This window comes from Heyndrickxia camelliae (genome assembly GCF_002844575.1).
In the GTDB taxonomy this organism is placed as follows: Bacteria; Bacillota; Bacilli; order Bacillales; family Bacillaceae_C; genus Margalitia; species Margalitia camelliae.
Window position 1 is genome coordinate 81,504 of record NZ_PIQO01000018.1, and the last position, 22,482, is coordinate 103,985.

Sequence of the window (22,482 nt, forward strand, 5' to 3'; positions counted from 1 at the left end):
TATTTATATAGAGGAAGTTCACACTTTACTTAAAAAATCTAACAAATAAATAGAAAAGCATCTTCGAAAATATTAAAATATTTAAAACAATATTTTCGGAAAGGTGGATTCTAGTGGCTCTAATTCAATGCCAATTTTATTCAGAAGTATTAAATTTAAGCACTTCAATGACTGTTATTTTACCCCAACAAACTACTACACAGATTGGAATGGAAAATAATAGAGGGAGAGAAAAGCTTCAAACCCTTTACTTACTTCATGGCCTAAGTGACGACGATACCATTTGGACAAGAAGAACTTCCATAGAAAGATACGTTGCCCCACTAGGATTAGCTGTGGTAATGCCGCAAGTCCATCATAGTTTTTACACCGATATGAAATATGGAAATAAATATTGGACCTTTTTAACAGAAGAAATTCCATCTATTGCTAGATCTTTTTTTCCATTATCTGATGCAAGAGAAGATAATTTTGTTGCAGGACTATCCATGGGTGGATATGGAGCATTAAAATGGGCTTTGAATTACCCGGAACAATTTTGCGCAGCTGCTAGTTTATCTGGTGTCACCGATATTGTGAAAAGAATAAAAACCTCATCTCCTGAAGATGGTCTTTTCCCCCTAATTTTTGGTACTGAAGACATATCCGGTACAAAGAATGATTTATTTTTCTTAATAAAAAGTGTAAGTAAACTCAAGGAAAAACCATTAATATATCAGGCTTGTGGAACAGAAGACTTTTTATATGAGGATAATATCCGTTTTAAAGAACTCTGCGAAAAAGTGAACTACAAAATTACTGTCAATTTTGGACCCGGTGAACATGAGTGGGGTTACTGGGATACTACTATTCAAGATGTTTTAGAATGGCTTCCGTTAAAAAAATCAAATTAAAAAGGGGAGCGAATTCTCCCCTTTAAAAAACCAAATGATAAAAATGGATGATAGTTACAATAATTGCTACAACGATAATACCAGGCAATAAATTTGCCACCCGAATTTTTGTAATACCGATGATATTCAAACCGATAGCACAAATCATAATTCCACCGGTGGCTGTCATCTCTTTAATAAATGCGTTCATGATTTCCTTTGGAACAAAATGATCTATTTGGGTAGCAAAAAGGGCAATAATTCCTTCATATAAAACTACTGGAATAACGGAAAAAACAACACCAATTCCCAGTGTAGTAGTAAGAATAAGTGCAGTAAAACCATCAATAATTGCCTTTGTATACAGAACATTATGATCTCCGCGAATTCCGCTGTCTAATGCACCAATAATAGCCATTGCGCCAATAACAAATATTAAAGTTGCTGTTACAAATCCCTCTGCAATACTACCTTGATTACTGGAACCTATTTTCTTTTCCAACCATTTTCCCAATTGATTTAATTTATCCTCCAGTGCCATGACTTCGCCTATAACCGCACCAAATACCAGACTTAAAATAACGATTAAAAAGTTGCCGCTCTTAAACCCCATTTGCAAACCTAATACCATTACCGCTAAACCTATTGCATGCATAACGGTTCCCTTTAGTTTTTCTGGGATTCTATGTAATAACTTTCCTAGGAAGGATCCAATGATAATGCAAATCCCATTTACAATGGTTCCTAATAAAACCATACCCTCACCCTTTTCCATATCACTGCTTATAAATAAATTTGCCTTTTTGTTATTACTTTTAAACCGCTTCGTGTCAGTCTCTCTTAAGAGGAAGGATTAAGAAAAAGAGCCTTTGATATAGAAAGAAACCATCGATTAGATGGTTTCCTTCTCCTCTGGGTTTTCTAGTAACTCTAAAATCCTTTGTAAATCTTCCTGTGAGAAAAATTCAATTTCAATTTTTCCTTTTTTCTTAGATTGTTTAATGGTTACCGTTGTACCGAATCTTTCCCTTAAAAATGTTTCTTGTTCCTGTATAAAAATATTTTTCTCTACTTTTGGTTTCTTCGTTTCACGTGAAACCTTTTCATTCAACTGTTGAACCAACTTTTCTAATTGGCGGACATTTAAACCGTTTTTTATCACTTCATCTACTACAGCTTGTAGCTTGTCCTTTTTCTTTAACCCAAGTAGTGCCCGACCGTGTCCCATCGAAATATCACCATTTGATATGAGGTCTTGAATCTTCTTAGGGAGAACTAATAGTCTTAAGTGATTTGCTATATGGGGTCTGCTTTTACCAAGACGTTTTGCCAATTGCTCTTGTGTTAGGTTCAGACGATCCATTAGTGTTTGGTACGCAGTCGCTTCTTCAATTGGAGTTAAATCCTCCCGCTGCAAGTTTTCTAAAACAGCAAGTTCCATCATTTGCTGTTCGTCCAAATCTCGAACTACCACTGGAACTTTATCTAATTTTGCCTCTTTGGCTGCACGATAACGTCTTTCCCCTACAACAATTTCATAGCCCTTAATGCTTTTACGTACAATAATTGGTTGTAAAATCCCATGTTGAAGGATGGATTCCTTTAATTCTTCAATAGCCTCTGGCTGAAATATTTTTCGAGGTTGATAGGGATTTGGCCTAAGTTCTCTTATTTTTACTTCTTGAACAGCATCATCATTTTCGACATTGACATTCGCAAATAATGCATTAATTCCTTTTCCAAGTCCTTTAGCCATTCATCGCCACTTCCTTTGCCAAATCTAAGTAGACTTCTGCTCCCCTTGATTTTGGATCATACACTATAATCGGTTCCCCATGGCTCGGTGCTTCACTTAAACGAACATTACGCGGTATGATTGTCCGGTATACCTTATCTTGAAAATATTTTTTTACCTCTTCAATTACTTGAAGTCCCAAATTGGTTCTGGCATCTAACATTGTCAGAAGCACACCTTCAATCATTAAATCGTGATTTAAATGCTTTTGTACAAGACGTACGGTACTTAAAAGCTGACTTAAACCTTCAAGCGCATAATATTCACATTGAACAGGAATCAAAACTGTATCTGAAGCTGTTAAAGCGTTTATAGTTAATAGACCTAATGATGGAGGGCAATCAATAATAATGAAATCATATTCATCCTTTACCTCTGCTAAGGCACGTTTCAAGCGAACTTCTCTTGAAATAGTCGGAACTAATTCAATTTCCGCACCAGCCAATTGAATCGTTGCAGGCACAGAAAAAAGTCCCTCCACTTCAGTTGGCTTTATAACATCTTTTATTTCAATATCGTCCACAAGAACATCATAAATACATTGCTGGACATCACCCTTATCAATACCTGCACCGCTCGTTGCATTTCCTTGTGGATCTGTATCTACAAGTAATACTTTTTTCCCGATATATGCTAAGCAGGCACCAAGGTTGACAGAGGTAGTCGTCTTACCAACGCCACCTTTTTGGTTGGCAACTGAAATAATTTTGCCCAACGGATGTCACCTACCTTCAACTTCCTATTAAATTACAATCATATTATCTATTTTAACAAAATTTCTTATAATAGTTCGACTTTCGTGAAAAAAATATATTTCCAAATGGAATATTTTATATTCGGACTAAGGTATAGTATCTAGTAACCCCCTTATGATGAGGCTTTTATTGGTTTAAAACTTAAAAGAGAAAAAAAAAAGAGAAACTTAAAACTTAAGCTTCTACTAAACTGATAAATTATTTTTTACTTTTAGGAATCCTAATGGTTATTTGATAGAATTCATCAAAATCCTCTTCTTCAGAATCAAGATTTATTCCATTGTCTGTTACCATTGATAATGATTGTCGAATGGTATTTACAGCAATCCTCATATCTTTACTGAAAGCTTGTCTTTTTGGCCTTGGCTTTTTCTCTGGTTTATTTAGCAGTCTTACAACCGCTTCCTCTGTTTGCTTTACATTTAAATTTTTGGAAATTATATCATTTAATACACGTATTTGCATTTCTGGATCTTTTAAAGGAATAAGTGCTCTAGCATGTCTCTCTGTAATTGATTTCTGTAATAATGCATCTTGAATTTCTTGCGGAAGCTTTAATAGACGAAGCTTATTCGCTACGGTCGATTGTCCTTTTCCTAGCCTTTGTGCTAATGCTTCCTGTGTTAAATTATGTAAATCCAAAAGTTTACCATATGCAATTGCTTCTTCAATCGGTGAAAGTTCTTCTCGCTGTAAGTTTTCTATTAATGCAACAGAAGCAGTTTCGGTATCATTTAAATTTTTCACTATTGCTGGAACAGTATCCCATTCAAGCAATTGGATTGCTCTGAATCTACGTTCGCCAGCAATAATTTCATATTGCCCAGGTTCGTATTCACGTACTACAATCGGCTGAATAATTCCATGGGTATGTATGGTACGCGCTAGTTCTTGAATTTTTTCCTCGTTAAATATCGTCCTTGGCTGAAATCGATTAGGAACAATATTAGAGATAGGAATTTTTCGAACTTCCTCTTTGTCATTTTCTAATTCCGTCTCGAATTCTATCTCTAACTCTTTTTCCTTTTCGCCCACACCAAAAAAACGAGAAAAAGGATGCTTCATTTTCCTACACCACCTTTAAGAAACTCCCTACCTACTTATTCTCTATTATAAGACAAGTTCCTGCATTTTCGTGGGATATTTTTCGTGTTTTTCCTACATAATACGAATCATTGATTAAATTAAAGTCAATGCAACAGTTTTTTGCTATTTACACTTTTTTCTCTATAAACAAGTGAAGAAAATTTTATTCCAAAGGGAGCTTATTAGGTGTTCCTGGTTTACGCGGATACTTTGTTGGTGTCGATTTATCTTTTTTTACGATAATAATATTCCGCTCACTTTCTTCTAAAGGCAAAGTGAAGGAATGAACCTCTTGTACAGTTCCGCCAAGAATTTTAATTCCCTTTTGTGCTTTTTCTAACTCCTCTTTTGCATTTGCAGCTTTCATAGCTACAAATGTGCCCCCAACCTTAACTAGAGGCAAACATAATTCACTTAGGACAGACATTCTTGCAACAGCTCGTGCGGTTACCATGTCATACTTTTCCCGATGATGTTTATTTTTTGCGAAAGTTTCAGCCCTATCATGATAAAAAGAGGTCTGATCCAGCTCTAATTCCTTAGCGAGATTATTTAAAAATGTAATCCGCTTCTGTAAAGAATCTACGATTGAAACCTTTAAGTCGGGAAAGCAAATTTTTAATGGAATACTGGGAAATCCCGCGCCAGCACCTACATCACATAGATGGATTGGCCGATTTAGATTTACAAAAAAGGCAGCAGATATGGAATCAAAGAAATGCTTTAAATATACATCTTCCTTTTCCGTAATCGCGGTTAAATTCATTTTTTCGTTCCATTCCACTAGTAACTCAAAATAACGTTCAAATTGTTGCAGTTGTTTAGAGGATAGGATTATTCCCTTATCCTCTAACTTTTGAACAAATTGCTCCACATTCATATAAGAATCATTCCTTATTCATTGTCTCCTGAAACTTTTGCAATTTTGCCATGCTCGATATAAACCAGAAGGATGGATATATCAGATGGATTTACCCCAGATATTCTAGATGCTTGTGCAATAGAGATTGGACGTATTTTATTCAGCTTTTGTCGCGCTTCCGTTGCAATACCATTAATATCGTTATAATCAATATTCTCCGGTATTTTCTTATCTTCCAATTTCTTCAAGCGTTCCACCTGTTGCAATGATTTATCAATATAACCTTCATACTTGATTTGAATTTCAACTTGTTCCTCAACTTCTTTTGATAATTCTTTCTCAGTAGGAACTAGCATTTTTATATGCTGATAATTCATTTCAGGGCGCTTTAATAAATCTGATGCCCGAATGCCATCCTTTAATTCACTGCCCCCCACTTCACGAATAAGGCTTTGTGTTTGCTCATTAGGTTTAATAATAATGGAGCGGAGGCGTTCTTTTTCTTCTTCTATAGCTTCTTTTTTCGCCAAGAATTTTTGATATCTTTCCTCGGAAATTAACCCTATCTGATATCCAATTTCCGTTAATCGTAAGTCCGCATTGTCATGGCGCAATAATAAACGATACTCTGCTCTTGATGTTAACAATCGATACGGTTCATTAGTCCCTTTTGTTACCAAGTCATCTAATAATACCCCAATATAAGCATCAGATCTGCTTAGTATAATACCTTCTTTTCCTAATGCCTTTCTTGCAGCATTAATTCCAGCCATTATACCTTGTCCTGCTGCTTCTTCATAACCTGATGTTCCGTTAATCTGACCAGCTGTAAACAGATTCTGTACAGCCTTTGTTTCTAATGTTGGCCATAATTGAGACGGGGTAACTGCATCATATTCAATCGCATATCCCGCTCTCATCATTTGGGCATTCTCAAGGCCAGGGACAGTTTTCAACATTTCATGTTGAACTTCTTCAGGCAAACTCGTAGATAAACCTTGTACATATACTTCTTCTGTATTTCGACCTTCTGGTTCTAAGAAAATTTGATGCCTTGGTTTATCACTAAAACGAACCACTTTATCTTCAATAGATGGGCAATAACGCGCGCCTGTTCCTTTTACCATGCCGGAAAACATCGGTGAACGATGAAGATTTGCATCGATTATTTGATGGGTATGTTCATTTGTATACGTTAACCAACAAGGTAATTGGTCTGTTATATATTTAGTCGTCTCATAGCTGAACGCTCGCCGTTCCTCATCACCAGGCTGGATTTCCGTTTTACTATAGTCAATCGTGTGGCTATTAACCCTTGGAGGCGTTCCCGTTTTAAAACGAACTAGATCAAACCCAAGGCTTTCAAGGTTTTCTGATAATTTTATGGATGGTTGCTGATTGTTTGGACCACTGGAATATTTAAGATCACCTATAATGATTTCGCCGCGTAAGAAAGTTCCTGTTGTGAGAACAACAGTATTTGCACGATATATAGCACCAGTTTTGGTAATGACACCTTTACAAACACCATCTTCTACTACTAGCTCTTCTACCATTCCTTGTATTAACGTTAGATTTGGTTGATTTTCCAATGTTTTTTTCATTTCATGCTGATATTGGTGCTTATCCGCTTGAGCACGTAATGCTTGGACGGCAGGACCCTTACCTGTATTTAACATCCTCATTTGAATGTAGGTTTTATCAATATTTCTACCCATTTCTCCGCCCAATGCGTCAATTTCCCTTACCACCACACCTTTGGCAGGTCCTCCTATGGATGGGTTACATGGCATATAGGCAACCATGTCAAGGTTAATGGTAATCATTAATGTTTTTGCACCTATTCGTGCAGATGCTAATCCAGCTTCACAGCCCGCATGTCCAGCACCTACAACTATTACATCAAATTGTCCTGCTTCATATTGTTGCATAATGGATTTCCCTCCTTACATCATCCATCCTTATTTTCCTAAACAAAATTGTGAAAAAAGCTGATTAATTAAGCCGTCTTGAACACTATCCCCAATTATCTCACCAAGTAAATCCCAAGTCCGTGTTAAATCTATTTGAATAATATCAATTGGAGTTCCTACTTCAATTCCATTCATTACTTCTTCAATTGCTTGTAATGCTTGGCTGATTAAAGCAATATGGCGACTGTTAGATACATAGGTCATATCCTGGGCTTCAATGGATCCTTGAAAATACATTGCAGCAATTGCTTCCTCTAATTCACCTACACCCTTATCTTCTAATAGAGATGTAGTGACAATCCTATGATTCTTTGCCAGTTCTTTTACCTTCTCCATATTGATCTTTTGCTCTAAGTCTGTCTTATTAATAATGACAATGACGTCCATACCTTCAACGGCTTCAAAGAGCTGCTCATCCTCTTTTGTTAATTCGTCTGCATAATTAAGGACCAAAAGAATTAAGTCGGCTTCTTTTAATACTTTTCTTGAACGTTCGACACCGATTCGCTCTACAATATCTTCCGTTTCACGAATTCCAGCAGTATCCACTAGTCTTAACGGCACACCGCGAACATTTACATATTCTTCAATCACATCACGTGTAGTCCCGGGAATATCCGTTACAATTGCTTTGTTTTCCTGAACAAAACTATTTAATAATGATGATTTCCCTACATTTGGCCTACCAATAATAACAGTAGAAAGACCTTCTCGCAATATTTTCCCCTGATGAGATGTTTGTAGTAATTTTTTTAACTCATCCCTGATGTAATATGCCTTTTCCTTTAACATTTTGTGAGTCATTTCTTCTACATCATCATACTCCGGATAGTCGATATTGACTTCCACATGGGCAACTACTTCTAATATTTCTTGACGCAGAGTCTTTATAAGCCTTGATAATCGGCCTTCCATTTGGCCAATCGCTACATTCATTGCCCGATCCGTTTTTGCTCTAATTAAATCCATTACTGCTTCGGCCTGTGATAAATCAATCCGTCCATTTAGAAAGGCCCTTTTGGTAAATTCCCCTGGTTCTGCAAGCCTTGCCCCAGAGTATAAAACTAACTGTAATACTCGATTGACAGATACAAGGCCTCCATGGCAATTTATTTCAACGACGTTTTCCCTAGTAAAGGTTTTAGGCGCTCGCATCACACTGACCATTACTTCTTCAATTACTTCCTCTGTTTTGGAATCTATTATGTGGCCATAATGGATGGTGTGAGATGGAACATCCTTCAGCTTTTTACCGCCAACACCTTTAAATACTTTATCGGCAATTATGATTGCATCCTCACCGCTTAGCCGAACAATTGCAATGGCTCCTTCGCCCATAGGAGTCGATATTGCAGCAATCGTATCAAGCTCCATTGACCTTCACCTCATTTCAAAAATTTTTATCCATATATTTTAAATGGAACACAGTCCTACTTATCCACAAAAAAGAATTCAGTGATTTCTATTTTAACTTATCCACATGTGAATAACAATAAATCTAAATTGAAAAGCGTAAGAGTCTTGGTCATCGACGTACGGATTTCGTAGTCTACGTCTGAGATAATAGAAACACAGTGAGATCATTCACAAGCTGGTGAAATTTACATCATGTAACTTATGATAGGCTAGAGAGAGAAATATACTAGACGATAGACGCTGGGGCTACCCATCCAAAAAGTGCATGCCTTGATCATGACCACTTCTTATGGGAACAAGTACAAGATTATGGAACTTCGCTTTTTCTGCGCAAAAAAAAACTCCATGCTGGTCTAGCAGCACAGAGCTTATTATTTTGGAGATATTACCAAATATCGATTTGGCTCAACACCTTCTGAATAGGTTTCAATTTGATCATTGTTTGCTAAATAGCTATGGATAATTTTCCTTTCAAAAGATGGCATTGGTTCTAATTTTATTGGGCTTTTTGTGCGCAGCACTTTATGTGTTAGCTTTTGCGCTAACTGTTGAAGTGCCTGTTCACGCCTTTCACGGTAATCTTCCACATTCAATGTAATCGTAAAATGTTGATTAGTATGTCGATTGGAAACAAGCTGAGTTAAATACTGTAGAGAATTCAATGTTTGCCCTCTTTTTCCAATAAGCAATCCCATTTTTTCTCCCGATAATTTAATTTCCACTAATCGACCATTTTGTACGACATCGATTTTAGGATAAATGCCCAATTCCTTTGTAATATTAAGTAAATAATTTTTTGCCTCTTCAATAGGATCCGGCTTTAATTGAACATGAACAGTAGCCGGCTTTGCACCAAATAATCCAAACAATCCCTTTTTTCCTTCATCAATGACACGGACATGAATGCGATCTTTTGTTGTGTTTAATTCCCTAAGAGCTGACTCGACTGCTTCCTCGACACTTTGTCCTGTAGCAGTAACTTCTTTCACCTTTTAGCTCCCCCCGATTTCGCAATTGTAGCTACTTCCTTTTTCATCTCAGGACCTTTAATAAAATAGGTTTGGATGATCATGAAAATATTCCCGACAATCCAATATAACGGTAATGCCGAAGGAAGATTCCAAGCTATTACAATAATCATGATAGGCATTACCCATAGCATTACTGCCATTTGAGGATTTTGATTTTGCGGTCCGGCCATCATGACTTTTTGCTGAATAAACGTAGTAACACCTGCTACAATAGCTAAAATATAATCATTAGCCCCTAAATCAAACCAAAGGAAAGACGAGTCTCTGATGTCAGGAGTACGATTAATAGCATGATAGAATCCGTATAAAATAGGCATTTGGATTACCAAAGGAAGACATCCAGCTAATGGGTTAACCTGGTATTTTTGAAAAAGCTGCATTGTTTCTTGCTGTAGCTGTTGTTGTGTTTTGGCATCCTTTGAACTATATTTTTTTCGTAATTCCTGTAATTCTGGTTGAAGAACCTGCATTGCCTTAGAGCTTTTCGTTTGCTTAATCATTAAAGGTAAAATAACCAAACGAATCAGTATAGTGACAACAATAATAGATAACCCAAAACTATTGCCAAATAAATGAGCTACTTTAATAATTAATAGTGATAATGGATATACAATATACTCATTCCAGACTCCCTTACTCTCTGGAGTAATATCCTTGTTAAATTCTGTACATCCTGATAAAACCGTAATCAACGCTATTAATAAAGCTGCTAGGAATATTTTCTTCTTCAATCCTATAGTTCCCCCCTACTTTTTCTTAAAATAATCTCCTTTAATTGCCTTTGCTATTTTTAGTACATGTTCTAAGCTTTTTTTTACTTCATGAAAATTCATTTCGGCCGCTGGTTTCCTAGCGATGATCACATAATCATATTCGCTCTCTATGTAGGGGTACATCTCGTGGAATGCTTGGCGAATATATCTCTTTATTTCAACTCGTTTTACTGCCTTGCCTATTTTTTTGCTTACAGATAAACCTATTCGGAAGTTTTTTTGATTTTCCTTCTTTAATATGTAAATAACAAATTGCCTATTTGCAAATGACTTTCCATTTTTAAACACATATTGAAATTCTATGTTTTTCTTAATACGATGCGCTTTGTTCATCTTTATCACCTGCTCTTCAAGCAAATTCCACTTCCGGCTTTTCTATTTTGTCTAGCTTCAGTACCTATCGACTAGCAAACTACAGTATCCTCCCTAAGATAAGGCACCATCAGGCAAATTACGCCTAATTATACCCAGAGAAAAAGGTAGTTCAATTTTCTACAGATCGTGAACTACACACTGTGTTTCCTAAATCTCAGTCAAAGGCCTACAGTTTGTATGTCGATGAGCAAGGCACTTCCACTTTTCATTTTTATTTAAAAAAAAACCACTGAGACGTTTCAGTGGTCTTAAGCTGATAATACTTTTCTTCCTTTACGACGACGGCTAGCTAAGACTTTACGTCCATTTTTTGAGCTCATTCGTGCACGGAATCCGTGAACTTTGCTTCTTTTACGTGCATTTGGTTGATAAGTTCTTTTCATTCTATGACACCTCCTTCGAGGATAACAATTATTTCAGTAAAAGACAGTCCTTTCAATTATAAAGATGATGTACAGTAATTGTCAACTGGTGATTCCATTACCAAATTTTATCGTTCCTTTTCCATGCGAATACGTATTGTGGATAAAATTTTCGACAAATTTTCTTATCCACAACATTTATTGACATGTTTTGAACAAATTATTTTCCTGTTAATAATTTTTTTCCACATAGACTGGGTGTTGTGGATAATTTATAAATATCATTGCACCGTCAATGATTATTTGATATGATAAATGTGTTTTCACTCTGAATACATCTTTTTCTAAAATACATTTATCCACAGATGTGAATAACTTGTGGATAGTTTATATACAACGCTTGAATAAACTTGTCCACAAACAGTGAATAATGTCGAAATCTGTTTTTCTTTCCTTATTATATGTTTTTCCACAATGAATATAGTTGAATAATTATTAATCTATTATTTTCGAACGAAACAATGTTACACAATAGAATAGAAGAAAAGTAGATTTTCATACAGACAAGCAATACAAGCATTGTAATAACAAAAATAAAGGCTAAGGGAGGGTATGGTGTTGGAAAATATAACTGATCTTTGGAATAAAGCATTATCGATTATTGAAAAAAAGATCAGTAAGCCCAGTTTTGAAACCTGGTTAAAATCAACGAAGGCCCATTCATTAAAGGGTGATACTTTTATTGTCTCCGTACCAAATGATTTTGCTAGGGATTGGCTTGAAGGTAGATATGTACCGTTAATTTCAGGAGTTCTTTACGATATTACTGGTGAAGAGCTTTTTGTGAAATTTATTATTCCTCAAAACCAAGAGGATCAAGATTTTCAGATTCCCGTTTCTAAGCAAAAGAAATTAATAAGCGAAGAACCGGTCGAATCAAACCAAAATATGCTGAATCCAAAGTATACTTTTGACACCTTTGTTATAGGATCCGGGAACCGTTTTGCTCATGCTGCCTCTTTGGCTGTGGCAGAGGCTCCGGCTAAAGCATACAATCCATTTTTTATTTATGGTGGTGTAGGATTAGGCAAAACCCATTTAATGCATGCTATCGGGCATTATGTGATTGAACATAATCCGACAGCAAAAGTTGTTTATCTTTCCTCTGAAAAATTTACAAATGAATTTATTAATTCTATTCGCGATAATAAAGCGGAGTATTTCCGCAATAAATATCGAAACGTCGATATCCTATTAATAGATGATATTCAATTTTTAGCTGGAAAAGAATCAACTCAAGAAGAATTTTTCCATACCTTTAATGCCTTACATGAAGAAAGCAAGCAAATTGTCATATCGAGTGATAGACCGCCTAAAGAAATACCGACGCTCGAAGATCGCTTAAGGTCACGATTTGAATGGGGACTAATTACAGATATTACACCGCCTGACTTAGAAACAAGGATTGCCATCCTTCGAAAAAAGGCTAAAGCGGATGGACTTGATATACCAAATGAAGTAATGCTATATATTGCTAATCAAATTGATTCTAATATTAGGGAGCTTGAGGGTGCTTTAATTCGCGTTGTCGCATATTCCTCCTTAATAAATAAAGATATCAACGCAGATTTAGCTGCTGAAGCATTAAAAGATATCATTCCTAGCTCTAAACCTAAGGTAATAACTATACTTGATATCCAGAAAAAAGTTGGGGAAGAGTATAATGTTAAGCTGGAAGATTTCAAAGCGAAAAAACGAACACAATCTGTGGCATTTCCGAGGCAAATTGCTATGTATTTAGCTAGAGAACTGACAGATTTTTCTCTACCTAAAATTGGAGAAGAATTTGGTGGCCGAGATCATACAACTGTAATCCATGCTCACGAAAAAATTGCAAAGATGATTCAAACTGATGGACAACTGCAAAAGAAAATTGATGAAATATGTAATATCTTAAAAAGCTGATTTACTTTTTTAGGGGATATTGTGAATAACATTACCTACTATATACACAGTCTATCCACATGTGGATAGACTGTATTTCCTTTGCACTTTTCGAGTTATCCACAAATCCACATCCCCTATTACTATTACTACGATTTTAAAAAAGAATATTATTAATATAAGCGGGGGCTCAAGTCATGAAATTTTCAATTCAACGTGATCGTCTGATCCAAAGTGTACAAGACGTTATGAAGGCAATTAGTACTAGAACTACCATTCCTATTCTGACAGGAATAAAAATTGTTGCATCTAATGACGGTGTAACTTTAACAGGTAGTGATTCAGATGTATCAATTGAATCTTTTATTCCTACAGAAGAAGATGGAGCTGAATTAGTAGAGATCCATTCCACAGGTGGAATTGTTCTGCAAGCTAAGTTTTTTGGAGAAATTGTAAAAAAACTACCAATGGATACTGTTGAGATGGAGGTAGTCAATCAGTTTCAAACAGTTATTCGATCAGGTAAAGCTGAATTTAATCTAAATGGTTTGGATCCAGAGGAATATCCTCACTTGCCGCAGATTTCTGAAGAAAATATTATTAGAATCCCAACTGATATATTAAAAAATGTTATCCGTCAAACGGTTTTTGCAGTATCTGCTTCCGAAACACGTCCAATCTTGACAGGTGTAAACTGGCAGCTGGAAAATAATAAACTTTCCTGTATTGCAACAGACAGCCATCGGTTAGCAAAACGAACTGCTGAAGTAGAAACGACAGGTGAATTACAATACAATATTGTTATACCTGGGAAAAGTTTAAATGAATTAAGTAAGATTTTAGATGACAATAATGAACCAGTTGAAATTGTAATCACACAAAATCAAATTTTATTTAAAGCAAAGCATCTGTTATTCTTTTCTCGGCTATTAGAAGGGAATTATCCAGATACATCCCGATTAATTCCATCTGAAAGTAAGACAGAATTAATTATTAACACCAAAGAATTTTTACAGGCAATTGACCGTGCCTCTTTACTAGCTAGGGAAGGCCGAAATCCAAATGTAGTTAAGCTGTCGACACTTTCCTCAGGAGTTATTGAAATTTCATCCAATACACCTGAAGTAGGTAAAGTTGAGGAACAAGTTCAAAGTCATTCCATAGAAGGAGAAGATTTGAAAATTTCCTTTAGTGCTAAATATATGATGGATGCACTCAAAGCATTAGAAGGACTAGAAATTAAAATTAACTTTACGGGTGCCATGCGTCCATTTATCATTCATCCGATGAATGACGAATCTATTATTCAACTTATCCTTCCTGTAAGAACGTATTAAATTAAAGGGTGAATCGGTGACATTTAGATCACCGATTTTCTTGTTTAGACAACCAATAACATTGTCCCTCTTTCGATACAGTTTCTGTACCATCTAAGGTTATTCCCACTTATCTTATTCAAAAAAGTTATTAACATGTGGATAAAGTTTTATAAAAGCACATTAAAATTTGTATGTATAAAGATGGCTTTGTATTCGTTAAAAATATTTAGTAAAATTATAAATTAGATACTAAAATGAGGATGGTATATAAATTTGGATAAAAATGTAAAAATCGAAACCGAGTATATTACGTTAGGGCAATTTCTTAAATTATCTGATGTGATCCAAAGTGGTGGAATGGCCAAGTGGTTTTTAAGTGAACATGAGGTATATATAAATGGCATTCAGGACCAAAGAAGAGGGAGAAAGCTGCATGAAGGTGATAAAGTAGAAATACCGGGGATTGGCCAGTTCGTTATTACTAGATAAAATGGTCAAGTCCTGATTCGTCTCTATTATGATCCGTATATGGAATAAAGGATGTTACAAAATGTATATAGAGGAACTGGAATTACGTAATTATCGAAATTATGAAAAGCTTTCTATTACCTTTGAAGACAAAGTAAATGTTATTCTCGGAGAAAATGCACAAGGAAAAACAAATGTAATGGAATCTCTGTATGTTTTAGCAATGGCAAAATCTCACCGTACAACAAATGATAAAGATTTAATACGCTGGGACGAAGAATATGCTAAAATAAATGGGAGGATAAAAAAAGCGAGCGGTTCTTTTCCATTAGAGCTAATCATCTCCAAAAAGGGAAAAAAGGCTAAATTTAACCATATTGAGCAACGGAAGCTAAGTCAATATATTGGAAATATGAATGTCGTCATGTTTGCTCCTGAGGATTTAAATCTTGTAAAAGGAAGTCCGCAAGTAAGACGGCGTTTTATTGATATGGAGATCGGGCAGGTTTCACCTGTGTATTTGCATGATATAGGCCAATATCAAAAAATACTGCAGCAACGAAACCATTATTTAAAGCAACTTCAAATAAAAAAGCAAACCGATGAAACAATGTTGGATGTTTTAACAGAACAATTTATTCAAAGTGCTGTGAAGATTATTATAAAGAGGTTTGACTTTATTAAAATGCTTCAGGAATGGGCAAGTCCTATTCATACTGGTATCTCAAGAGGTTTAGAATCGCTGAAAATTAATTATAAGCCTTCGATAGATGTATCAGAAGAGTTGGATTCGTCAACCATGTTAAAGATATATGAGGAAAAATTTTCCTCCATTCGAAATAGAGAGATTGAACGTGGTGTGACATTAGTAGGTCCTCACAGAGATGACATGACTTTTTATGTAAATGACCGCGATGTACAGACATTTGGCTCCCAAGGTCAACAGCGTACAACAGCCTTATCTTTAAAGCTGGCAGAAATAGAACTTATTCACGCTGAAATTGGTGAGTATCCTATCCTTCTTTTAGACGATGTGCTTTCTGAATTAGATGATTATCGGCAATCACATTTGTTAAACACCATTCAAGGAAAGGTCCAAACATTTGTTACAACAACTAGCATAGAAGGAATTGATCATCAAACGTTAAAGGAAGCATCAACCTTTTTTGTTAAAGAGGGTTGTATTACCCGCGAAAAATGAGGTGAAAATGTGTATATTCATGTAGGTGAGGATGTGTTGGTCGGGAGCAATGAAATAATTGCTATTTTGGATAAAGAATCGGTACAAGATTCTTCTATTACGCAAGAATTTATACAAACAAGGACCAAGGAAGTCATCAATTTATCAAAGGGTGAATTCAAATCCATTATTATTACCAGTCATCATGTTTATCTTTCACCACTCGCCTCAAGTACCCTTAATAAACGAACAAAATACGAGAATCAACAGATCTCTTAATAAAATAAATAGTGCATGTTTACACAATTGTTTTATATTTTATATGATTTTAATTCGGATTCATAAATAGATTTATTATTCCTTTCAGCGTTTATTTATTTAGGAAGTGTAGGTGAATTTCATTGCCAATGGAACAAGAACAATTGCAAAGTCAATCATATGATGAGAATCAGATACAGGTTCTTGAGGGATTAGAAGCCGTTAGAAAGCGTCCTGGAATGTATATTGGGTCAACGAGTTCAAAAGGGCTTCATCATCTCGTATGGGAAATTGTTGATAATAGTATTGATGAGGCATTAGCCGGCTTCTGCGATCAAATTGATGTCATTATCGAAAAAGATAATAGTATCAAAGTGGTGGATAATGGACGTGGTATTCCTGTCGGGATTCAAGAAAAAATGGGGCGTCCAGCCGTTGAAGTAATCCATACTGTTCTTCATGCGGGCGGTAAATTTGGCGGCGGCGGATATAAGGTCTCTGGAGGTTTACATGGGGTTGGTGCATCTGTAGTTAACGCCCTATCAAGTGAAATGGAAGTCTATGTTCATCGTGATGGAAAAATCCATTACCAGAAATATGAACGTGGGGTACCTTGCTTTGATTTGAAAGTGGTAGGTGAAACGGATCATACCGGTACAACAACTCGTTTCAAACCTGATTCGGAAATTTTTACAGAAACAACCGAGTATGATTATGATATTTTGGCAACACGTATACGTGAACTTGCCTTTTTAAATAGAGGAATCAAAATTACTATTGAAGATCAACGAGTAGACCCGCCTAAGAAACAAGAATACCATTATGAGGGTGGTATCAGATCTTATGTTGAACATTTAAATAGATCGAAAGAAGTTCTTCATGAAGAACCAATTTATGTTGAAGGGGAAAAGGATGGAATCGTTGTAGAGGTTTCCTTACAGTATAACGATGGATTTACTGGTAATATATACTCTTTTACCAATAATATTCATACTTATGAAGGCGGTACACATGAATTTGGTTTTAAAACTGCTCTAACAAGGGTCATAAATGACTATGCTCGAAAAAATGGCATGATAAAGGAAAATGACTCTAATCTATCAGGAGAAGATGTTCGTGAAGGATTAACTGCAATCGTTTCGATTAAGCATCCTGACCCGCAGTTTGAGGGTCAAACAAAGACAAAGTTGGGCAATTCAGAAGCAAGAACTATTACAGATGCTGTATTCTCCGAGCACTTTGAGAAATTCATGCTGGAAAACCCTACAGTTGCAAAGAAAATTGTTGAAAAAGGGTTAATGGCAGCACGTGCACGATTGGCTGCAAAAAAGGCACGCGAATTAACTCGACGTAAAAGTGCGCTTGAAGTATCAAGCTTACCAGGTAAACTTGCAGATTGTTCCTCTCGGGATCCTAAAATAAGTGAAATATTTATAGTGGAGGGTGACTCTGCAGGTGGATCTGCAAAACAAGGTAGAGATAGACATTTCCAGGCAATTCTGCCGTTAAGAGGGAAAATTTTAAACGTTGAGAAAGCTCGTTTAGATAAAATTTTATCTAATAACGAAATCCGTACCATTATTACAGCTCTTGGTACAGGTATTAGTGAAGACTTTGAAATTTCCAAAGCTCGTTATCATAAAGTGGTTATCATGACCGATGCCGATGTGGACGGTGCACATATTCGGACATTACTACTAACCTTTTTCTATCGTTATATGAGACAGATAATCGAAGCGGGATATGTTTATATCGCTCAGCCACCTTTATATAAAATTAGTCAAGGTAAAAAGGTCGAATATGTATACAGCGATCGTGAGCTTGAGGAAGCTTTAAGTAAAATGCCGCAACAGCCAAAACCAGGAATACAAAGATACAAAGGTCTTGGAGAAATGAACCCGGAACAGCTTTGGGAAACGACAATGGACCCTTCCAATCGAACCTTATTGCAAGTAAATTTGGAAGATGCAATTGATGCGGACGAGACATTTGAAATGCTTATGGGTGATAAGGTAGAGCCACGTCGTAATTTTATTGAAGAAAACGCCTTATATGTTAAAAATCTCGACATTTAATTGGGGTTTTAATGGTTATATAAAAAGCAATCAGTTCATGCTGGTTGCTTGATTCTCTTAAAGGAGGTTCTCTAGCTTGGCTGAAACACCGAATGCAAATATAAAAGAAGTTAATATAAGTAAAGAAATGCGCACTTCCTTCCTAGATTATGCGATGAGTGTTATCGTCGCCCGTGCACTTCCAGATGTACGTGACGGGTTAAAGCCTGTACACCGAAGAATACTTTATGCAATGAATGATTTAGGGATGACATCAGATAAAGCTTATAAAAAGTCAGCCCGTATCGTTGGTGAAGTAATTGGTAAGTATCACCCACATGGTGATTCTGCTGTTTACGAAACAATGGTTCGGATGGCGCAAGATTTCAGCTATCGTTACATGCTTGTAGATGGACATGGTAACTTCGGTTCTATTGATGGAGATTCCGCAGCGGCGATGCGTTACACGGAAGCGCGTATGTCTAAAATAGCATCTGAACTACTGCGTGATATTAATAAAGACACGATTGATTATCAAGATAACTACGATGGTTCTGAAAAGGAACCGGTTGTATTGCCATCAAGATTTCCAAACTTACTAGTGAATGGAACATCTGGTATCGCTGTAGGGATGGCAACCAATATCCCTCCACATCAATTAGGTGAAGTAATTGATGGAGTGTTGGCATTAAGCAATGAGCCGGATATTACAATCCAAGAATTGATGGAGTATATACCAGGACCAGATTTTCCTACTGCAGGATTAATTGTAGGGAGAAGCGGGATCCGCAGGGCATATGAAACAGGCAAAGGATCAATTACATTAAGAGCACGTGTAGAAATTGAGCAAAAGCCTAGCGGAAAAGAAGTAATCATCGTTAAGGAAATTCCTTATCAAGTAAATAAGGCAAAACTAGTAGAAAGAATTGCTGAATTAGTAAGAGATAAGAAAATTGATGGAATTACAGATTTACGGGATGAATCTGACCGCAATGGGATGCGTGTTGTTATTGAAGTTCGTAAAGATGCCAATGCAAATGTACTTCTAAATAATTTATATAAACACACAGCTCTGCAAACAACTTTTGGCATTAACCTATTAGCACTGGTACATGGCCAGCCGAAAGTATTGAATCTAAAAGAATGTTTATATCATTATTTGGAGCATCAAAAGGTTATTATTCGCCGCAGAACGGAATTTGAATTAAAAAAAGCGGAAGCACGTGCCCATATTTTAGAGGGATTACGAATTGCATTAGATCATATTGATGAAATTATTAGCTTAATTCGCTCTTCCCAAACAACAGAAATAGCTAGAAATGGTTTAATGGAACAATTTTCATTATCTGAAAAGCAAGCCCAAGCCATTCTTGATATGCGGCTTCAACGATTAACCGGTTTAGAACGGGAGAAAATTGAGGAAGAGTATCAAGAGTTAGTGAAACTAATTGCCGAGTTGAAAGCAATCCTAGCAGATGAAGAAAAGGTTCTGCATATTATCCGTGAAGAGTTGCTAGAAATTAAAGAGCGATTTAATGATAATAGAAGAACAGAAATTGTCTCTGGCGGTATTGAGCAAATAGAGGACGAGGATTTAATCCCTCAAGAAAATATTGTGGTGACATTAACTCATAACGGATATATTAAACGATTGCCAATTTCAACATATCGCAGCCAAAAACGGGGCGGTAGAGGTGTGCAAGGGATGGGAACAAATGAGGATGACTTTGTTGAACATCTTCTAACTACATCCACGCATGATACGATTCTATTCTTCACCAATAAAGGTAAGGCCTACAAGGCTAAAGGCTATGAAATTCCTGAATATAGCCGTACTGCGAAGGGTCTTCCAATCATCAACCTATTGGGAATTGAAAAGGATGAGTGGATTAATACCATTATTCGAGTGGAAGAATATTTAGATGATTCATATCTATTTTTTACCACGAAAAAAGGAATCTCAAAACGTACACCATTATCTGAGTTTGCCAATATCCGAACAAATGGCTTAATTGCAATCCATTTACGAGAAGAGGATGAATTGATTTCGGTTAAACTAACAGATGGAAATAAAGACATTATTATCGGTACTAAACAGGGGATGCTTATCCGTTTCCCAGAGACGGATGTACGTTCTATGGGAAGAACTGCTACAGGGGTAAAGGGTATTACCTTATCCAGTGATGATGATGTAGTTGGCATGGAAATATTAGATGAAAACAATGAGGTTCTTATAGTAACCTATAACGGATATGGAAAACGTACGCCTGCATCTGAATACCGTATCCAAAGCCGTGGGGGAAAAGGTATTAAGACATGTAATATCACCGAGAAAAACGGGGCTCTTATTGCTGTTAAGACCGTTACTGGGGAAGAAGACTTAATGATTATTACAGCAGGCGGAGTACTAATTAGAATGGCCGTTAGTGATATTTCTACACTTGGCAGAAATACACAAGGTGTCAAGCTAATAAAACTTGGTGAAGATGAGTATGTTGCAACAGTTGCCAAAGTAGAGAAAGAAACAGAAGAGGAAGAAGAATTAGACTCACTGGAGGAAAAACAAGAAGATACGAACGAAGAATAATTTTTAAGAGGCATCGTTTTGATGCCTCTTTTTTTGGTAAACTAATATAAGAGGGAAGGTTCTGACAATTCTATTGGGGTGAAGGGTATGAAAATAAGGGTAGAAAATTTAAGAGAAGGATACATTCTCGAAGAAGATGTAATGGGAATGACAAACTCACCTATTATTCCTAAAAAAACAATAATGGATAAAAATTATATTAATATTTTATTAGCATTTAAAGTAAATGAGGTAAATATTGAAAATAAAATGGCGGACGGCACCATTTTAAAGATCGAAAGTAGCGAGAAGAAATTACCATTAGAAGTGAAATCTGAAGGAAATCCTCAAACTTTCTTTCAAGAACAATATAATGCTGCAGTTCAAAAATATAAATTAGATTTTAAAAATTGGGAATCAGGAGCAGCAATTAATGTTGCAAAAGTGAAGGAGTATTTGTATCCAGTACTATTAAAAGTCGAGGATGATGGGGACAGGCACCTTTTATCACTTCATCATTTTTCGAATAAAGAAGATTATATTTATCACCATTCTATAGCTGTAGGTGTTCTTAGTGGGATAATAGCAAAAAAAATGAATTATTCACAAGGAGAGTATTTACAGGCAGCATTAGCTGGTTGCTTGGCCAACTCAGGTATGGCAAAAGTATCTCCCAATATCATAAGGAAAGAGACTAATCTTATAAGCGCTGAAATGAACGAGGTAAAAGAGCATGTTGTTCAAAGTCTTAAAATGGTTCAAAACAATCCATTATTGAAACCTGAAACAAAGCTAGCGATTTTTCAGCATCATGAGCGGCTAGATGGATCTGGATACCCAATGAAGTTGAAAGGAGATAAAATTTATCCCCTATCGAGAATTATTGCGGTTGCCGATGTTTTCCATGCCCTTATTAGTGACCGATTATATCATGAAAAAGTATCAGTATTTAAGGCGATAGAAATATTAAATTCTGATTGCTTTGGTCAATTTGATATATCTGTTATAAATGTTCTATTAAATATCATTTCTACTCAATTAATGATTGGTACAAAGGTGAAATTATCAAATAATGAAGTAGGGGAGATTATTTTTACAAAGCGATCCGCACTTACTAGACCATTAATAAAATTACTAAACAGGGACCAAATAATAGACTTAGAGAAAGTCAGGAATATTAGTATTGAGGAGATTGTATAATAATCTCCTTTATTTATTTTAATAAAGTATTGCAATTTGATATAAAAGTTGTTAGAATAATATTCGTTGGTCTTAAAGAACAACAAAATGAATAAAAAATAATATACTAAAATCATTTGACAAAGTAGCTTATCCATGATAAACTATTAAAGTCGTTAAGATGATTGATCTTTGAAAACTAAACAGAACAAAA

At 35.8% G+C, this 22,482-nt stretch carries 20 protein-coding genes; 9 read left to right on the forward strand and 11 right to left on the reverse strand.

Translation table 11 applies throughout. The features are described from left to right. Nucleotides 1–113 precede the first annotated feature (113 nt). Nucleotides 114–893 carry an alpha/beta hydrolase gene (locus tag CWO92_RS19165; RefSeq protein ID WP_101355821.1) on the forward strand — a complete coding sequence of 260 codons (780 nt, stop codon included), beginning with the start codon at nucleotides 114–116 and terminating at the stop codon, nucleotides 891–893. A gap of 22 nt (nucleotides 894–915) precedes the next feature. Here the strand turns inward: CWO92_RS19165 and CWO92_RS19170 are convergent, their stop codons facing one another. The 11 genes from CWO92_RS19170 to rpmH all read right to left on the reverse strand — a co-directional run bounded on the left by CWO92_RS19170 (nucleotide 916) and on the right by rpmH (nucleotide 11,321). Beyond that, nucleotides 916–1,629: a DUF554 domain-containing protein gene (locus CWO92_RS19170; RefSeq protein ID WP_101355822.1), complete on the reverse strand. Its 714-nt coding sequence runs from the start codon at nucleotides 1,627–1,629 to the stop codon at nucleotides 916–918. Nucleotides 1,630–1,764: 135 nt separating this feature from the next. Next, nucleotides 1,765–2,628, reverse strand: coding sequence for a ParB/RepB/Spo0J family partition protein (locus CWO92_RS19175; protein ID WP_101355823.1), 864 nt, complete (start codon nucleotides 2,626–2,628; stop codon nucleotides 1,765–1,767). Then, the gene (locus CWO92_RS19180) at nucleotides 2,621–3,382 is read right to left on the reverse strand and encodes a ParA family protein (RefSeq protein WP_101355824.1); all 762 of its coding nucleotides are present in this window, start codon (nucleotides 3,380–3,382) and stop codon (nucleotides 2,621–2,623) included. Before CWO92_RS19180 ends, CWO92_RS19175 begins: the two co-directional genes overlap by 8 nt. Before the next feature lie 238 nt (nucleotides 3,383–3,620). Then, entirely contained in the window at nucleotides 3,621–4,487 is an 867-nt protein-coding gene (noc, locus tag CWO92_RS19185) for a nucleoid occlusion protein (protein ID WP_101355825.1), read from the reverse strand. Nucleotides 4,488–4,671: 184 nt separating this feature from the next. After that, nucleotides 4,672–5,388 (reverse strand): 16S rRNA (guanine(527)-N(7))-methyltransferase RsmG, encoded by a 717-nt coding sequence (gene rsmG, locus CWO92_RS19190; protein ID WP_101355826.1) that lies wholly within the window; start codon nucleotides 5,386–5,388, stop codon nucleotides 4,672–4,674. 14 nt (nucleotides 5,389–5,402) lie between these two features. Beyond that, nucleotides 5,403–7,301 carry a tRNA uridine-5-carboxymethylaminomethyl(34) synthesis enzyme MnmG gene (gene mnmG / locus CWO92_RS19195; protein WP_101355827.1) on the reverse strand — a complete coding sequence of 633 codons (1,899 nt, stop codon included), beginning with the start codon at nucleotides 7,299–7,301 and terminating at the stop codon, nucleotides 5,403–5,405. 30 nt (nucleotides 7,302–7,331) lie between these two features. Next, a complete protein-coding gene (mnmE, locus tag CWO92_RS19200) occupies nucleotides 7,332–8,717 on the reverse strand; it encodes a tRNA uridine-5-carboxymethylaminomethyl(34) synthesis GTPase MnmE (RefSeq protein WP_101355828.1) in 1,386 nt (461 codons plus the stop codon). Nucleotides 8,718–9,130: 413 nt separating this feature from the next. Then, nucleotides 9,131–9,748 (reverse strand): RNA-binding cell elongation regulator Jag/EloR, encoded by a 618-nt coding sequence (jag, locus tag CWO92_RS19205; protein ID WP_101355829.1) that lies wholly within the window; start codon nucleotides 9,746–9,748, stop codon nucleotides 9,131–9,133. Beyond that, on the reverse strand, nucleotides 9,745–10,521 hold the full coding sequence (gene spoIIIJ / locus CWO92_RS19210) for a YidC family membrane integrase SpoIIIJ (RefSeq protein WP_101355830.1): 777 nt from the start codon (nucleotides 10,519–10,521) through the stop codon (nucleotides 9,745–9,747). The genes jag and spoIIIJ overlap by 4 nt, the downstream gene beginning before the upstream one ends. 15 nt (nucleotides 10,522–10,536) lie before the next feature. Further along, nucleotides 10,537–10,896, reverse strand: a complete 360-nt coding sequence (gene rnpA, locus CWO92_RS19215) for a ribonuclease P protein component (protein ID WP_101355831.1) — start codon at nucleotides 10,894–10,896, stop codon at nucleotides 10,537–10,539. Nucleotides 10,897–11,186: 290 nt separating this feature from the next. Next, nucleotides 11,187–11,321, reverse strand: a complete 135-nt coding sequence (gene rpmH, locus CWO92_RS19220; RefSeq protein ID WP_055741635.1) for a 50S ribosomal protein L34 — start codon at nucleotides 11,319–11,321, stop codon at nucleotides 11,187–11,189. Between the two features lie 597 nt (nucleotides 11,322–11,918). Here rpmH and dnaA point away from each other — a divergent pair. The 8 genes from dnaA to CWO92_RS19260 all read left to right on the forward strand — a co-directional run bounded on the left by dnaA (nucleotide 11,919) and on the right by CWO92_RS19260 (nucleotide 22,289). Then, nucleotides 11,919–13,265 (forward strand): chromosomal replication initiator protein DnaA, encoded by a 1,347-nt coding sequence (dnaA, locus tag CWO92_RS19225; RefSeq protein ID WP_101355832.1) that lies wholly within the window; start codon nucleotides 11,919–11,921, stop codon nucleotides 13,263–13,265. A gap of 176 nt (nucleotides 13,266–13,441) precedes the next feature. Beyond that, nucleotides 13,442–14,581, forward strand: coding sequence for a DNA polymerase III subunit beta (dnaN, locus tag CWO92_RS19230; protein WP_101355833.1), 1,140 nt, complete (start codon nucleotides 13,442–13,444; stop codon nucleotides 14,579–14,581). Nucleotides 14,582–14,836: 255 nt separating this feature from the next. Further along, nucleotides 14,837–15,052, forward strand: a complete 216-nt coding sequence (gene yaaA, locus CWO92_RS19235) for a S4 domain-containing protein YaaA (protein WP_101355834.1) — start codon at nucleotides 14,837–14,839, stop codon at nucleotides 15,050–15,052. A 61-nt stretch (nucleotides 15,053–15,113) separates the two neighbouring features. Then, a complete protein-coding gene (gene recF / locus CWO92_RS19240; protein WP_101355835.1) occupies nucleotides 15,114–16,232 on the forward strand; it encodes a DNA replication/repair protein RecF in 1,119 nt (372 codons plus the stop codon). A gap of 9 nt (nucleotides 16,233–16,241) precedes the next feature. After that, on the forward strand, nucleotides 16,242–16,490 hold the full coding sequence (gene remB, locus CWO92_RS19245) for an extracellular matrix regulator RemB (RefSeq protein WP_101355836.1): 249 nt from the start codon (nucleotides 16,242–16,244) through the stop codon (nucleotides 16,488–16,490). A 128-nt stretch (nucleotides 16,491–16,618) separates the two neighbouring features. Next, complete coding sequence (gyrB, locus tag CWO92_RS19250) at nucleotides 16,619–18,544, forward strand: DNA topoisomerase (ATP-hydrolyzing) subunit B (RefSeq protein ID WP_101355839.1); 1,926 nt, start codon at nucleotides 16,619–16,621, stop codon at nucleotides 18,542–18,544. Nucleotides 18,545–18,620: 76 nt separating this feature from the next. After that, on the forward strand, nucleotides 18,621–21,110 hold the full coding sequence (gyrA, locus tag CWO92_RS19255) for a DNA gyrase subunit A (protein WP_101355837.1): 2,490 nt from the start codon (nucleotides 18,621–18,623) through the stop codon (nucleotides 21,108–21,110). 87 nt (nucleotides 21,111–21,197) lie between these two features. Beyond that, entirely contained in the window at nucleotides 21,198–22,289 is a 1,092-nt protein-coding gene (locus tag CWO92_RS19260; protein WP_101355838.1) for an HD-GYP domain-containing protein, read from the forward strand. Nucleotides 22,290–22,482: the final 193 nt, after the last annotated feature.